Annotated in this window: 14 protein-coding genes and 1 tRNA gene; 3 read left to right on the top strand and 12 right to left on the bottom strand. The window is 67.5% G+C overall.

Annotated features, from left to right (window positions below; genetic code table 11):
* Positions 1-16 precede the first annotated feature (16 nt).
* The 9 genes from AAY78_RS19070 to idi all read right to left on the bottom strand — a co-directional run bounded on the left by AAY78_RS19070 (position 17) and on the right by idi (position 8,060).
* Positions 17-89: transfer RNA gene (locus AAY78_RS19070), tRNA-Arg, on the bottom strand.
* A gap of 60 nt (positions 90-149) precedes the next feature.
* Entirely contained in the window at positions 150-2,336 is a 2,187-nt protein-coding gene (locus AAY78_RS19065; protein WP_046749812.1) for an MMPL family transporter, read from the bottom strand.
* Positions 2,337-2,371: 35 nt separating this feature from the next.
* On the bottom strand, positions 2,372-3,265 hold the full coding sequence (locus AAY78_RS19060) for a prenyltransferase (RefSeq protein ID WP_046749811.1): 894 nt from the start codon (positions 3,263-3,265) through the stop codon (positions 2,372-2,374).
* Complete coding sequence (locus AAY78_RS19055) at positions 3,262-3,606, bottom strand: lycopene cyclase domain-containing protein (protein WP_046749810.1); 345 nt, start codon at positions 3,604-3,606, stop codon at positions 3,262-3,264. The genes AAY78_RS19060 and AAY78_RS19055 overlap by 4 nt, the downstream gene beginning before the upstream one ends.
* Complete coding sequence (locus tag AAY78_RS19050; RefSeq protein ID WP_046749809.1) at positions 3,606-3,950, bottom strand: lycopene cyclase domain-containing protein; 345 nt, start codon at positions 3,948-3,950, stop codon at positions 3,606-3,608. Before AAY78_RS19050 ends, AAY78_RS19055 begins: the two co-directional genes overlap by 1 nt.
* Positions 3,950-5,551: a phytoene desaturase family protein gene (gene crtI, locus AAY78_RS19045; protein WP_046749808.1), complete on the bottom strand. Its 1,602-nt coding sequence runs from the start codon at positions 5,549-5,551 to the stop codon at positions 3,950-3,952. Before crtI ends, AAY78_RS19050 begins: the two co-directional genes overlap by 1 nt.
* Positions 5,548-6,456 carry a phytoene/squalene synthase family protein gene (locus AAY78_RS19040; protein ID WP_046749807.1) on the bottom strand — a complete coding sequence of 303 codons (909 nt, stop codon included), beginning with the start codon at positions 6,454-6,456 and terminating at the stop codon, positions 5,548-5,550. Before AAY78_RS19040 ends, crtI begins: the two co-directional genes overlap by 4 nt.
* Positions 6,453-7,535, bottom strand: coding sequence for a polyprenyl synthetase family protein (locus AAY78_RS19035; RefSeq protein WP_046749806.1), 1,083 nt, complete (start codon positions 7,533-7,535; stop codon positions 6,453-6,455). The genes AAY78_RS19040 and AAY78_RS19035 overlap by 4 nt, the downstream gene beginning before the upstream one ends.
* Before the next feature lie 3 nt (positions 7,536-7,538).
* On the bottom strand, positions 7,539-8,060 hold the full coding sequence (idi, locus tag AAY78_RS19030; protein ID WP_046749805.1) for an isopentenyl-diphosphate Delta-isomerase: 522 nt from the start codon (positions 8,058-8,060) through the stop codon (positions 7,539-7,541).
* A gap of 89 nt (positions 8,061-8,149) precedes the next feature.
* Here idi and AAY78_RS19025 point away from each other — a divergent pair, with 89 nt between their 5' ends.
* Positions 8,150-8,797 carry a MarR family winged helix-turn-helix transcriptional regulator gene (locus tag AAY78_RS19025; protein ID WP_082108759.1) on the top strand — a complete coding sequence of 216 codons (648 nt, stop codon included), beginning with the start codon at positions 8,150-8,152 and terminating at the stop codon, positions 8,795-8,797.
* Positions 8,798-8,836: 39 nt separating this feature from the next.
* Here AAY78_RS19025 and AAY78_RS19020 read toward each other — a convergent pair whose 3' ends face one another.
* Entirely contained in the window at positions 8,837-9,184 is a 348-nt protein-coding gene (locus AAY78_RS19020; RefSeq protein ID WP_046749804.1) for a histone-like nucleoid-structuring protein Lsr2, read from the bottom strand.
* 96 nt (positions 9,185-9,280) lie between these two features.
* Positions 9,281-10,138 carry a LuxR C-terminal-related transcriptional regulator gene (locus AAY78_RS19015; protein ID WP_046749803.1) on the bottom strand — a complete coding sequence of 286 codons (858 nt, stop codon included), beginning with the start codon at positions 10,136-10,138 and terminating at the stop codon, positions 9,281-9,283.
* Positions 10,139-10,247: 109 nt separating this feature from the next.
* Between AAY78_RS19015 and AAY78_RS19010 the strand changes: the two genes are divergently transcribed.
* Both AAY78_RS19010 and AAY78_RS19005 read left to right on the top strand, forming a co-directional pair.
* Positions 10,248-10,595 carry a DUF485 domain-containing protein gene (locus AAY78_RS19010; RefSeq protein WP_046749802.1) on the top strand — a complete coding sequence of 116 codons (348 nt, stop codon included), beginning with the start codon at positions 10,248-10,250 and terminating at the stop codon, positions 10,593-10,595.
* On the top strand, positions 10,592-12,226 hold the full coding sequence (locus tag AAY78_RS19005) for a solute symporter family protein (protein WP_046749801.1): 1,635 nt from the start codon (positions 10,592-10,594) through the stop codon (positions 12,224-12,226). The genes AAY78_RS19010 and AAY78_RS19005 overlap by 4 nt, the downstream gene beginning before the upstream one ends.
* A gap of 66 nt (positions 12,227-12,292) precedes the next feature.
* Here the strand turns inward: AAY78_RS19005 and AAY78_RS19000 are convergent, their stop codons facing one another.
* A complete protein-coding gene (locus AAY78_RS19000) occupies positions 12,293-12,805 on the bottom strand; it encodes a methylated-DNA--[protein]-cysteine S-methyltransferase (protein ID WP_046749800.1) in 513 nt (170 codons plus the stop codon).
* Positions 12,806-12,890: the final 85 nt, after the last annotated feature.

Raw genomic sequence — 12,890 nt, 5'->3', positions numbered from 1 at the left:
CCCCTTCTGCATGTCGTGCCCGCGACAGGATTCGAACCTGCGACCTGCCCTTTAGGAGAGGGCTGCTCTATCCCCTGAGCTACGAGGGCGTGCATCCAGTCTAAGCGACCGGATGCACGCCGCTGCGTCTCCGTCGTCCCCGCTGTGGGTCAGTCTTCTCCGCGACGCCACAGCTTCGACGGCCACCAGATCGCCTTGCCGATGTCGTAGGTCAGTGCAGGGACCAGCAGGGAGCGCACCACGAACGTGTCGAGGAGCACGCCGAAGGCGACGATGAAGGCGAGCTGCACCAGGAACAGGATCGGGATCACCGACAGCGCGGCGAAGGTGGCCGCGAGCACGAGGCCGGCCGAAGTGATCACCCCACCCGTGATCGAGAGCCCTCGCAGGATGCCCTCCCGCGTTCCGTGCGCCTTCGACTCCTCACGGACTCTGGTCATCAGGAAGATGTTGTAGTCGATGCCGAGCGCCACCAGGAAGACGAATCCGAACAGCGGGACGGCAGGGTCGGCGCCCGGGAACTGGAAGATCCCGTTGAAGACGAGCGCCGAGACTCCCATCGCCGTGCCGAAGGACAGCACCGTGGTGAGGATCAGCAGCACCGGCGCGAGGATCGAGCGCAGCAGCAGCATCAGGATCAGCATGATCACGACGAGGATGACGGGAATGATGAGGTTCCTGTCGTGGATCGATGCGTCGTTGGTGTCGATCGAGGTCGCCGTGACACCGCCGACCAGCGCATCCATGGCATCGAGGTCTTCGCGAAGCTCTCGCACGGTTGAGGCCGCCGCCTCGGAATCCGCCGCATCGGTCAGGGTGCCCTGAAGCAGGACATCGCCCTTCACGGTGGTCGGTTCCGGGGCGGGCGTGCCGGGAGGGCCGACGGCCGTGATGCCGTCTTCCGTCACGGGTGCCGAACCACTCGGGGAATCGGCCGCGGTGACCGTGACGCCATCGACGCCGTCGTTGGCGAGGAGCACATCGGCCGCGTCCTGCAGCTGACCCTCCTTCACGACGACGTACACGGGGCTTCCGGATCCGCCGGGGAAGTGCTCACCCAGGGCCACCTGGCCGTCGCGCGCTTCGGACGCGCCGAGCACCAGATCCGACTGCGGTACGCCGTCGGCGTCGAGCTGCGTGATTCCCGCCGCCCCCGCGAGCAGCACGATCGTCGTCACGATCCAGATGACCCGAGGGCGGCGCTTGATGAGGCCGGCGAGCCGCGCCCACAGGCCCGTGGTGCGCATGCCGTGCTCAGCGGCCACGACCTCGGGCTCGAAGCGTGGGCGCCGCGGCCAGAACACGGCGCGACCGAAGAGCAGCAGCAGCGACGGGAGCAGCGTCAGCGCCGAGAGCATCGCGAACACGATGCCGATCGCCGCGACCGGTCCCAGAGTGCTGTTGGATTTGAGGTCGCTGAGCAGCAGGCACAGCAGGCCGGCGATCACGGTGCCGCCTGAGGCGACGATCGGCTCCACCGAGCCCTTCCACGCCGCCATCACCGCGGCGCCCTTGTCCTGAGCGACGCGCAGTTCCTCCCGGAAGCGAGCGACGAACAGCAGGGCGTAGTCGGTGGCGGCGCCGATCACGAGGATGAACAGGATCCCCTGGGTCTGGCCGCTGAGGAGCAGCACCTCGAACTTCGCAAGCCACCAGACGACCAACAGCGCGACGCAGAGCGCGAAGAGGCTGGTGGACAACACGACGAGAGGAAGCAGGAACGACCGGTAGACCAGCACCAGGATCACGAGAACGGCAAGGAGCGCGACACCGAGCAGGAGCCCGTCGATACCGGCGAAACCGGCCACCAGGTCGGCGCTGAAACCGGCGGGTCCCGTGATGTAGACGGTGACCCCCTCCGGCACGGCGGCGCGCAGCTCGTCGCCCAGGGCCGTCGTCACATCCGCGAGCTCGGCGTCGGAGTCGATCGGGATGAACGCCTGCACCGCGCGTCCGTCGTCGGATGGGAGCGCGGGGGAGACGTCGCCGCCGACGCCCTCGACCGTCGGCGCATCCGCGACGGCGGCGGAGATGGCATCGAGCTCGGCAGAGGTCAGCTCGTCGTCGGCGGTGAACACGGCGATGGCCGGGATCGAGTCGCTGTCGCTGAATTCGCCGAGAAGCTTCTGCACCTGCGTCGCATCCGCCGATTCCGGGAGATACGTCGTCTGCTCGTTGGACGACACCTCGTCGACCTTGCCGAACAGCGGTCCGCCCAGCGACGCGCCCACCAGCCACACGAGGATCAGGGCGACGGGGAGGAAGACGCGCACCCAGGAGTGCCGTCGAGTGCGCTCTCTCGGCGGCGGGGTCTGCGCGGTGTCGGGGCGGGACATCGGGGCTCCTTTCGGGGGTGCTTCGGAACGGGCGGTCAGGAGATCCAGGCGAGGATGAGGATCATCGTCGCGAGGAAGCCGGCGAAGTAATTGAGGGCGATGAAGCGTCGCCAGGCGCGGTTCGTGGAGGCGGAAGTCTCGTCCGTCACGTTCCACCACGGTGCTGCATTCACCACATAGGGCAACGCGAGGACGGCGGCGAGCGGACCGGGCCACGGAGTCCACAGCATGGCCGTGCCTGCGATCACCCACAGCGCGAGCGACAGGCGTACGGTCGCCCGTGCACCGATGACCGTGGCGATCGAAGAGATGCCGCCCGCCCGGTCGGGGCCGATGTCCTGCACGGCGCCGAAGGCATGGGCGGCCATCCCCCAGAGGAAGAACGCGCCGAGCGTGATGACGGTTCCCGTCGTCGCCGACGCTCCGGCCAGGGCGAGGCCGACGATCGCGGGACTGACGAAATGTGTGCTGGAGGTGACGGAATCGAGGAACGGGCGCTCCTTGAATCGGAGGAACGGCGCGGAGTATGCGATGACCGCGAAGACGCTCACCGCAAGCCAGGCCGTCGAGGCCGGGTTCCCGACGATCACGAGGTAGACGAGGAAGGGGATGTTCGTCGCCGCAGCCGCCCACAGGGTCGCTCGATGGATGCGGGGTGCGAGCAGTGCTCCCTCGATGCCTCCCTTGCGCGGGTTCGCCAGATCGGAGGCGTAGTCGAACACGTCGTTGATCCCGTACATCGCGAGGTTGTAGGGGATGAGGAAGTACAGGGTGCCGAGCACGAGGGTGAGGTCGATGTCGCGCGTGCTCAGGAGGTAGGCGGCCGCGAAGGGGAAAGCCGTGTTGATCCAGCTGATCGGACGCGACGACAGCACGATCTGGGCGATGTCCCGTGCGATGCCGTTCGACGGCGCGGTGGCTCCGCTCAACGTCGTTCCTCCTCATCTGTCGGTGTCCGCCCGCGGGACCGCCGAAGGGCGCGCATCGCGGTCCACGCGGCCGGAAGGAGCAGAGCACCTGCGAGCGGGTAGGCGAAGTCCTCGATCGGCGCGAGCCCGACGTGCACTCCGAGCAGCGGATCCTGGGCGTAGTGGAACAGCCCGCTCGCGATCATCACGGTGTCGAACGCGGCGGTGAGGAGGAAGAGCACGAGGATGGTCAGGAGCACGGATGCGGGGCGTGGTCCGCGACCGCGGGACGCGAGCACGAGCGCCGCGCCGGCAACTGCGGAACCGGCGACGAACCAGGCGGAGAGCTGGAGGTAGGTCATCATCGCTCCCTCTGTGCCCTTGTGCGTGCACGGAGTCGGGCGAGCACACGCGTCGTCCCGGTGTAGATGATCATGGTGCAGACGACGAGGAACAGCAGGAAGACGGGTTCCTCGATGGGCAGCTCGGGAGCGAGCACCAGGCCCGTCGCGATCGCTCCGTCGCCGCGGAAGAAGATCCCGTTCGCGATCCCGGCCACGTCCCACACGAGGAAGAACACGAGGCCGAGGGTCGTCACGACGGCAGCGGAGACCGCGTCGCGCCAGAAGAAGAGCCGGAACCGCCAGTCCAGCAGCAGCATGCAGCCCAGCGACACCAGGAGGGCCGCCAGATACACCGCACCCATCAGGACGCCTCCGTCCCGACGGGGGAGTGTGCGGGAACGGGGAGCGGCCCCGGCGAGTGGTCGCCCCTGATGCGTTTGAGGACGACCTCCGCGCTGATCAGACACATCGGAACCCCCACGCCCGGTGCCGTCGTGGCGCCGGCGTAGAACAGACCCTGCACGCGCTTGGATGCGTTCTGGGCGCGGAACATCGCACTCTGCGAGAGGATGTGGGCCGGGCCCAGCATCCCGCCGCGCCAGGAGTGATAGTCGTCACGGAAGTCCGCGGGCCCCGTCGTCTGCCGCACGACGATCCGCTCCCGCAGGTCGGGGATGCCCGCCCAGGTCGCCACCTGATCGATCGCCGCGTCGGCCGCACGCTCGACCGCAGGGGATCCGTGTCCGTCGGCCCCACCGTTGCCGAGATCGACGTCGGCGGGCACCGGGATCAGGACGAACAGGTTCTCATGGTCGGCGGGAGCGACGTCGGGGTCGGTCGCGCTCGGCCGGCAGACGTAGATCGATGCCGGGTCCGGCACCGTCGGGGTGGAGCCGAAGATCGCGTCGAAGTTCGCGTCCCAATCGTCGGTGAAGAACAGCGAATGGTGGGGGAGCTCGGGCAGCCCGCCGCGTACGCCCAGCATCACGAGGATCCCGCCGGGTCCGCTGGTGCGTCGCGCCCACCACGATTCCGGATAGGTCTGCAGCGTGGCAGGGAGCAGGGCGGTCTCGGTATGGTGCAGATCGGCTGCTGAGACCACCACGTCGGCGCTCTCGACGTGGGAGGCACCGGACTCGTCGAGCCAGCCGACGCCGGTCACGTGCGTGCCGTCGGCACCGTCCTGCGTGCGGATCCCGGTCACCTGCGCCTCGGTCACGATCCGTGCTCCCGCATCGCGTGCGAGTGCCTCGATCCGTTCGATCACGCGCCAGAATCCGCCCTGCGGGTAGCTGACGCCCTGATCGAGGTCGAGCGCACTCATGAGGTGGTACATCGCGGGAGCGCTTCGGGGATCGGTTCCGAGGAACACCGCGGGGTAGCCCAGGATCTGGCGCACGACAGGGTGGTCGAAGCGCCGCGCAGCGTAGGACTGCAGGCGTGTTCCGAGCAGGGCGCCCAGTCGGGGCAGAGCGCGGACCACCTCCGGCGCGAGAAGCGACCGCATGCGCGTGAACGGGTTGTAGAGGAAGTACTTCCGGGCCATCGCTCCGGCATCCTGTGCGGAGTCGAGGTACGCGTCGAGCGCTGCCGTTGAACCGGGTTCGAGCGCTTCGAACAGCCGTGTGACCTCTTCCCGTCCTGCGGGCACGGTCACCGGTGTCGGGGAGGCATCCACCGCTCCGGGCGCTCGGAACACACGGTAGCCCGGGTCGAGCCTGACCAGGTCGAGCTGCTCGGCGGTCGTGGTGCCCATCATCTCGAAGAAGTGGTCGAAGACCTCCGGCATCAGGTACCACGATGGGCCGGAGTCGAAACGGAACCCGTCGCGTTCGATCGTCCCTGCTCGGCCACCGACACGATCGTTCTTCTCGAGCACGACGACGTCGTGTCCGTCCCGTGCGAGCAGTCCTGCCGTGGCGAGACCGGCAACGCCGGCGCCGATGACGACCACCCGGCTCATCGGTCGCGCTCCAGCGCTGTGACGAGCACGGATCGAGCGGCGAGGACGGCCTTGATCGGATCGGGAACGCGGACCCGGCGCCGGTAGAGGACGTCGACGGGAGTCGTCGACACCCGCCGAGTGAGCGCGGCGAACAACGCCAGGGCACTGCGAACCGCGGCGCGCGCGTCCTTGGGCAGCAGCGGGATCGCGGCGCGCGCGTCGGCCAGCTGCCCGAACACGGTCTCGACCCACGCGTCGCGATCAGCGTCGGTGAGACGCGCGCTCCCGCCGAGGTAACCGCGGTGCAGGCGGTCGGTGTCGTCTGCGAGGTCGCGCAGGAAGTTCACGTTCTGGAACGCGGCGCCGAGCTGCCGTGCCCCGTGCCGGAGGATCTCCCGTTCCTCCGGTGTGCGCTCGGCGTCTCGGAGGAACACCTGCAGACACATGAGCCCGACGACCTCAGCGGAGCCGTAGACGTAGGCCGCATGGGCGTCGATGTCATACGCGGCGAAACCGGAGTCCGCGTCGATGTCCGCACGCATCGAGTCGAAGAACGGCTGGGTCAGGTCATCGCCGATCGCGCACTCCCGCGCCGTGCGAGCAAACGCATGCAGGATCAGGTCGCTACTGTAGCCGCTGCGCATCGACCGATGGGTCTCCGCGATGTACGAATCGAGGGCGGCTGATTGTGCCGTGACGTCAAGGCCGGCCTCCGCAGCCACGCCGTCGACGATCTCGTCGGCGATGCGGACCATCGCGTAGATGTTGCGCACGTGCTGCCGATGGCGTTTCCCGAGCAGGCGGCTGGCGAGTCCGAACGACGTCGAGTACGTGCGGATGACATCGGTCGTGGCGATCTCCGCCGTGCGGTTGAAACGTCGGAGTGCGGTCTCATCGCGGTGGCCGGATGGGGTGGTGCTCATCGGCGGCGACTCCCGACTCGGGAAGCGAGGCTCCGAATGGCCTCTGCCGCCGTTGTGGGGACCAGGCCCGCGGATTCCGCGTCCAGAAGCGCGGCATCGGCGGCATCGAGATGCTCCTGCACCAAACCCTCGACGAAGGCCTCGGAGCCGCATGCGCGCAGTCGGTCGCGAGCAGCCGCGGCGTCCGCCGGGCTGAGGTCGGTCCGTCCGAAGTGCAGCTCGATCCCGTCCCATTCGCTCGTCATGCGCGCGTACGCGATGATCGCCGTCTCCTTGCCCTCTCTCAGATCGGAGAAGGGGTCCTTGCCGTGCTCCTCGGGGTCGCCGAACACCGACAGCAGGTCGTCCTGCAGCTGATAGGCGAGTCCGAGGTTCCATCCGATCGCCGTGAGGTGCTCCTCGGCAGCGGTCGACGAACCCGCGAGCACCGCAGCGGCGCGCAGCGGCAGGACGAAGGAGTAGGTCGAGGTCTTGTACGCGCTCGTGGAGAGGATCGTCCGCAGATCGGGAGCGATGATGCCGTCGCTGAGTGCGACGTCGGTGTGCTCCCCCGCCACGGTCTCGAAGATCGTCTCTTCGAGCAGGCCGAGCAGGCGCTCGCGAGACTCTGCGGCGACCTCGGCGCGCGCGAAGCCCAGCACCGCCGACGACAGGAGCAGATCCCCGAGGAGGATCGCGCTCGAGCGCGCCCAGTGCAGGGAGGTCTCGGTCGGTCCTGCGGGGCGGGATGCCGCGAGCGCTCCGATCAGATTGGGTCTTCTGCGCCGCGTGAGGTCACCGTCGATCACGTCGTCGTGGAGGAGGAAGGCGTAGTGGAGAAGCTCGACGTGGGCGGCCACCTCGATCGCGGACTGCGTCTCGGCGATCGTCAGCGGCGTGGGTGCCAGCGCATGCGTGAGATCGAGGAGCAGGCGGGGACGGATCAGCTTTCCCTCGAGAGCGTGTTCCTCGGCGGCCCGCCACAGTGCGACGAACTCGCTCCCGTAACGCTCGGCCGCTGTGCTCCTCTCGGAGAACCGGTGGCGAAGTGCCTCCTCGATCCGGGTGCTCAGCGATTCCTCGGTGGTCGTCGCGCTCATCGGTCACACCTCGCCGCGTTGACGTAACAGGGGCAGCTGCTCGACCAACCACGGACTGAAGGCGAAGGGCGCATGCGCCACGGCCTCGATCAGCGGATCCACGTCGACCCACGTCCACTCGGACACCTCATCGGGATTCGCCGTGGGGTCGGCCTCGAGGACGGCGACGTGCACTGGACAGATCTCGTTCTCGACGATCCCGCTCGCATCGACGGCGCGGTACCGGTAGTCGGGGAGCGCGGTGCGGATGTCCGACACCTGGATGCCGAGTTCCCCGCGACCGTGGCGAAGCACCGCATCGACCATGGCCTCATCCGGTCGCGGGTGGCCGCAGAAGCTGTTGGTCCAGACACCCGGCCACGTCTTCTTCGTGAGTGCCCGGCGGGTGATCAGCAGGCGACCGTCACGGTCGAAGACGTAGCAGGAGAAGGCCAGGTGCAGGGGAGTGTCGCTGGTGTGGACTTCGCTCTTGGGAAGCGTTCCGACAGCCGTCCCGTCTTCGGCGAGGAGGGTCACGTCATCCACGGCATCTCCTTGGCCTCGAGCGTTCCCGATTTAGCTAACTTGGTGAGTAGTCAACTTAGCATGAAACTGTTGGTGTGTAACATGATCGCATGGACTCGGAGCCCGGCACCACCCCGAACGCGGGCGCGCAGGTGTCGTCCCCCGCACCGGGAGCAGGGGTGAGTCCGACGGGCGAGGCGCCGGACGGGCTCATCCACACCGCGATCTACGACGTCGAGGCCAGCGACCCCCGCAGTGTCCTGATCGACCGCACAGGCGTGCCGCCCGAGGAGCTGAAGCAGATCGCGCAGGTCATGGAGTCGTTGGCAGGGCTGCGCGAAGCGGAGCAGACCCTCTCGCAGGCCTCGCGCCGGTACATGCGCCTGAACGAGACCGACATGCGCGCGTTGCACTATCTGATCGTGTGCGCGAATCGAAACCTCGTGGCCACTCCGGGGGGCATCGCCCACCACCTCGGCGTCTCCACCGCGGCGACCACGAAGCTTCTCGACCGCCTCGAGCAGGGAGGGCATATCGCCCGCGCTCCGCACCCGACCGACCGCAGGGCGTTGCAGATATCCATCACCCCGGAGACTCGGCATGCGGCGATGGAGACGGTGGGTCGGCAGCAGGCGAAGCGGTTCTATTCCGCCGCTCGCCTGACGCAGGCCGAAAGGGAAGTCGTGATCCGCTTCCTCACGGATATGACCGAGGAGATCACGCTTCGGGACGAGCCCTGGCTGCAGGAGGGCGCGTAATAATTACCCCGTAGGGGGTGAAGAACGTCTGGAATGACGTCAGTGCGCCGCGTTGTACGCGTCGACGACCTGCGCAGGAATGCGTCCACGCTCGGAGATCTTGTGGCCATTGTCATTCGCCCATGCGCGGATCGCCGCGACCTCGGGGTTCCGCGCTGGACGCTTGCGTGCGGACGACGTGCGTGAGGCGTTCGAGGACGATCCCGCCTTGCGTCCGGCCGCCACGTAGGGCTCCAGCGCCTTGCGCAATTCATCGGCGTGCGCGGTGTTCAGGTCGATCTCATAAGCGGTGCCGTTGAGCGAGAAATGCACAGTCTCGCCTTCGCCGACCTCCAGAACGCTGCCATCGATGTCGTCGACCAGCTGGTGCACAATTCGTCTCGCCATGGGGGCGACTTTACTCCCCTGAGAGAAATGCGACAACTCGAAATGCTCGATCGCATTCATCTCGCAAAGGCCGTGCGATTATTCCATTCCCTTTGATCAGGGAAGAAGTCCGATTCGCCGGGCTCTCGCGACAGCGGCGTGGCGCGTCGACGCATCCAATTTGGACATCGCCGTCCCCAGATATGCCTTGATGGTGCCTTCTCGCAGACCGAGTTGCGACGCGATCTCCGCGTTGGTCGAACCGAGCGCGGCGCATGCGAGCACGTCGGTCTCGCGCGGAGAGAGGTGGATCGCGGGGATCGGCCCCGTGGCCGGCGCCGCACCGTCTCCGGCGAGGGTCAGCAGGCGCCGCTCGACGTGCGCGATCCTGGTGCGGAGATCTTCGTCCTCGACGGAGGCCGCGATGCTGCGGAGTTCCGCGAAGCTCTGCCGCAGTTCCTCGCGTTGCGCCGGGGCGACCACGTCTTCATTGAGGGCGGTCTCCTGGAGTCGCCGTTGCACCTCGTCGCGGATGCGCAGTTCATCGGCGACGGATCGGGCGACCTGCATGGCGGGGGCGGTGGTCACCCCGCCGACTCGCTCCTCGTCCCACCCGCCGGCGTAGAGCACCCCGCGGGAGCGTCCCTGGACGACGATGGGAAGAGCGAGGAGCGTACGCAGACCTTCTCCCAGCACGAAGACGTCGTAGTCGTGGGTGATCTGCTGGGACGACCCGTAGTCACTCGTCATGCGGGGGCGGAGCTCCATCATCGCGCGACCGCCGAGGCCGCGTTCCGGACGCACACGAAGACCGTCCAGCGAACGCGTGCGAGCGCCGACGATGCTGGTGACGCTCACCACGCCTTCTTCGATGAGGCCGCCGAAAGCGACAGGGAAGCGTGTGCGCCGTGCAAGCTCCCGCACCGCGTTCGCGACGAGATCCGCCTCGGATTCGCGGGCGACGGGTGAGTTCACGACTACCTACTTTCGGGGGTGACGACGCAATGCCCCGTTTCGTAGCGTCGACCCTACCATTCGCACGAGGTGGCTCGTGCGAGCACCGGACATGTGGCAAGGAGGCCCCATGAGCGACCAGACGAACACGGATTCGAACGGTGAGATCGACTACACAGCGGTCGAACGATCCCCGAGATTCCTGACCTTGAAACGCACGCAGAGATCGTTCATCTTCCCGATGGCGGCCTTCTTCCTCCTCTGGTACTTCGTCTACGTCCTCCTGGCCGCCTTCGCTCCGGATTTCATGGGACAGCGGGTGTGGGGTGACATCACGATCGGCCTCCTCTTCGGCCTCGGCCAGTTCGTCACCACCTTCGCGATCACGATGGCCTACGTCTCCTTCGCGAATCGCAAGCTCGATCCGCTCGCGGCGCAGATCCGCGAGGAACTCGAGGAAGCGCAGGGCGCGGCATGAGCGGCGTGCGCGCGGCGGCACCCGCTGCCCTCGAGATCAATCCGGTCTTCAACATCTCGATCTTCCTGGCGTTCGTGGCGGTGACGCTGTTCATCGTGATCAGAGCGAGTCGCAACAACAAGACCGCGGCCGACTACTACGCCGCCGGCCGCTCGTTCACCGGTCCGCAGAACGGGTTCGCTATCGCGGGCGACTACCTGTCCGCCGCATCATTCCTCGGGATCTGCGGTGCGATCGCGATCAACGGGTACGACGGATTCCTCTACTCCATCGGCTTCCTCGTGGCGTGGCTCGTGGCCCTGCTCCTGGTCGCCGAGCTGATGCGGAACACCGGCAAGTTCACCATGGCGGACGTGCTCTCGTTCCGTCTGCAGCAGCGGCCTGTGCGGATGGCGGCCGCCATCACGACGCTCGCCGTGTGCTTCTTCTACCTGCTGGCGCAGATGGCGGGTGCCGGCGGTCTGGTGTCCCTGCTGCTCGGCATCGACGGTCGGGTCGGTCAGTCGGTCGTGATCGCGGTCGTCGGCATCCTCATGATCGTCTACGTGCTGATCGGCGGCATGAAGGGAACGACCTGGGTGCAGATCGTCAAGGCCTTCCTCCTCATCGGCGGTGCCCTCGGGATGACCGTGTGGGTGCTCGCGATCAACGGGTTCAGTCTGAACACGCTGCTCGAGGCCGCGGTGGCGAACTCGGACAAGGGTGACGCGATCCTGGCGCCCGGTCTGCAGTACGGAGCAAATCCGTGGGACTTCCTCTCTCTCGGTCTGGCGCTCGTGCTGGGCACTGCGGGATTGCCGCACGTCCTGATGCGCTTCTACACGGTTCCGACCGCCAAGGAGGCCCGTCGCTCGGTCGTCTGGGCCATCTGGCTCATCGGCGGGTTCTACCTGCTCACGCTCGTGCTCGGGTACGGTGCTGGCGCCCTGGTCGGAGCGGACGTGATAGCCGCGGCCCCGGGGGGTGTGAACTCCGCGGCCCCGCTGCTGGCTCTCCAACTCGGCGGACCGGTGCTGCTCGGCTTCATCTCGGCTGTGGCATTCGCGACGATCCTCGCAGTCGTCGCGGGACTCACTATCACCGCTGCCGCGTCGTTCGCGCACGACATCTACGCGAACGTCATCCAGAAGGGGCGCAAGGACTCGGAGGGCAAGCCGATCGAAGCCGACCCCAACGGAGAGGTGCGCGTCGCCCGACGTACGGTCATCGTGATCGGTATCCTGGCGATCGTCGGCGGGATCGGCGCGCAGGGGCAGAACATCGCGTTCCTGGTGGCGCTGGCTTTCGCCGTGGCCGCGTCGGCGAATCTGCCCACCATCCTGTACTCGCTGTTCTGGCGCAGATTCACCACTCGCGGGGCCGTGTGGAGCATGTACGGCGGGCTCGGGTCGGCGATTGTCCTCATCGTCCTCTCGCCGGTGTTCTCGGGAACCCCGACATCGATGATCCCGGGGATCGATATCGCCGTGTGGCCGCTGAACAACCCGGGCATCGTCTCGATCCCGTTGGGCTTCCTGCTCGGCTGGCTGGGCACGATCACCAGCAGCCGCAAGGAGTCTCCCCGGTTGGCCGCGGAGATGGAGGTGCGATCGCTCACCGGATTCGGCGCGGAGAAGGCCACGGAGCACTGAGCCTGAGCCCGAAGTCGTGGACCCGGCGGCCTACTCGCCGGGTCCACGACACCGCCTGCCGACGGCTCAGCTCGTCTCGAGGTCGAGCAGGAACTTCTTGCGCTCAGGGTGCGCGCCGTATTGGCCCGCGCTGCCGTCCGACCGCACGACGCGGTGCACCGGGACGATGATCGAGAACGGTGTGACGCGACACGCTGTGCCGACGGCGCGCGCGGCGCCGGGGTGTCCGGCGAGGACCGCGACCTCTCCGTAGCTCATCGTCTCGCCCCACTCGATGTCGCAGATCGTCCGCAGAGCGGTCAAAGCGAACCCGTCGACGAGTCGCCAGTCGAGGCGGATGTGCTCGTCGAAGCGCACCTGCTCGCCGTCGAAGTAGTCGGCGAGCAGATGGGCGAGCTCGTCGGCGGCACCGGGGTCGGGCTCCGGCACGGATCTCAGCTGGCGCGACACGCCTTCGAGCAGCCAGGGCACGCGCGGGTCTTCGGATTCGGAGAGATCGAACCGCACGATGCCCTCGTCGGAGAACACGGCGAGAGCATCGCCAAAGGGGGTCGGCGCGAAGTCGTAGCGGAAGGTCATGCCCCCATCCTGACCGCTGGACGGGACACCGCACGCCGCTGTTGCCGCTCCGGGTGGAGAACCTCGTCGGCGCGGACGCCGGGCA

The sequence above is a fragment of the Microbacterium sp. Ag1 genome, assembly GCF_001005635.1.
Classification (GTDB): Bacteria; Actinomycetota; Actinomycetes; order Actinomycetales; family Microbacteriaceae; genus Microbacterium; species Microbacterium oxydans.
Note: the sequence above shows the minus strand (reverse complement) of the source record. Positions and strands in the feature narration are given on the sequence as shown.

Coding starts and splice junctions, on each gene's coding strand:
- AAY78_RS19055 (WP_046749810.1), bottom strand. CDS start 3,606: ATGACCTACCTCCAGCTCTCCGCCTGGTTCGTCGCCGGTTCCGCAGTT.
- crtI (WP_046749808.1), bottom strand. CDS start 5,551: ATGAGCCGGGTGGTCGTCATCGGCGCCGGCGTTGCCGGTCTCGCCACG.
- AAY78_RS19010 (WP_046749802.1), top strand. CDS start 10,248: ATGAGCGACCAGACGAACACGGATTCGAACGGTGAGATCGACTACACA.
- AAY78_RS19040 (WP_046749807.1), bottom strand. CDS start 6,456: ATGAGCACCACCCCATCCGGCCACCGCGATGAGACCGCACTCCGACGT.
- AAY78_RS19065 (WP_046749812.1), bottom strand. CDS start 2,336: ATGTCCCGCCCCGACACCGCGCAGACCCCGCCGCCGAGAGAGCGCACT.
- AAY78_RS19020 (WP_046749804.1), bottom strand. CDS start 9,184: ATGGCGAGACGAATTGTGCACCAGCTGGTCGACGACATCGATGGCAGC.
- AAY78_RS19000 (WP_046749800.1), bottom strand. CDS start 12,805: ATGACCTTCCGCTACGACTTCGCGCCGACCCCCTTTGGCGATGCTCTC.
- AAY78_RS19005 (WP_046749801.1), top strand. CDS start 10,592: ATGAGCGGCGTGCGCGCGGCGGCACCCGCTGCCCTCGAGATCAATCCG.
- AAY78_RS19035 (WP_046749806.1), bottom strand. CDS start 7,535: ATGAGCGCGACGACCACCGAGGAATCGCTGAGCACCCGGATCGAGGAG.
- AAY78_RS19050 (WP_046749809.1), bottom strand. CDS start 3,950: ATGGGTGCGGTGTATCTGGCGGCCCTCCTGGTGTCGCTGGGCTGCATG.
- AAY78_RS19025 (WP_082108759.1), top strand. CDS start 8,150: ATGGACTCGGAGCCCGGCACCACCCCGAACGCGGGCGCGCAGGTGTCG.